1 protein-coding gene is annotated in these 804 nt (G+C 52.0%); it reads left to right on the plus strand.

Annotated elements, in window-relative coordinates:
- Nucleotides 1-751: glycosyltransferase family 4 protein (locus AC1DWB_RS36460; RefSeq protein ID WP_477545921.1), on the plus strand; the 751-nt coding region annotated here is incomplete at its 5' end.
- Nucleotides 752-804 lie beyond the last annotated feature (53 nt).

Consider the following 804-nt stretch of genomic DNA (forward strand, 5'->3'; position numbering starts at 1 on the left):
GCTATGGCGCTATATCCGATGGTTTCACAAATCGTGCCTAGCTACCTTCGTCCCTTCACAGGAAACAGCCGACCAGCTTGCGGATCAAAGTATTCAAGGTTTAGAGCTGTGGAAGCGTGGTGTGGATTGCAACCTCTTCCATCCCTTGAGGAAAAGCACGTCTATCCGTGAAAAATACGGGATTCAGGAAAAATATATCCTTCTGTATGTAGGCCGACTTGCGCCAGAAAAGGATCTGGATCTAATGCCGGCGATTATGCGAAAACTACCTGATTCTCTTCGTGATCAAGTTCATTGGATCTTTGCGGGAGACGGCCCTCTGCTTAAACAGTTGCAAGAGTCCGCTCCGATCCATGCAACATTCACGGGATACGTGCAAGGCGAAGCATTAGCGGAGCTGTATGCGTCTGCCGATCTATTCGTCTTCCCGTCCAGCACGGAGACGTTCGGTAATGTAGTCCTGGAAGCCTTAGCCTCGGGTACGCCGGCCATTGGCGCTGCGTCTGGTGGGGTGCAGGAGATTATTCAGCATGGCCGCACCGGGATGCTATGTCCTGCCCACGATGCTGATGCTTTCGTTCAAGCCATCACCAACCTATTAGAGCAGCCGGACACGCTAGCGAATTGGGGGCATGCCGGCCGAGCCTATGCCCTGACCCAATCGTGGGAGGTGATTTTGGACCATTTGCTGCAAAAATACGAACAAATCGTGGGCACCAATGCATCGAGAGGTAAACCATTTTCTGCATAACTGGGTGGGAGGGATAAGCCATGAGAGTCGCTGTAATCGGCACAGGTTATGTC

The organism is Paenibacillus sp. P4_E11 (assembly GCF_056401635.1).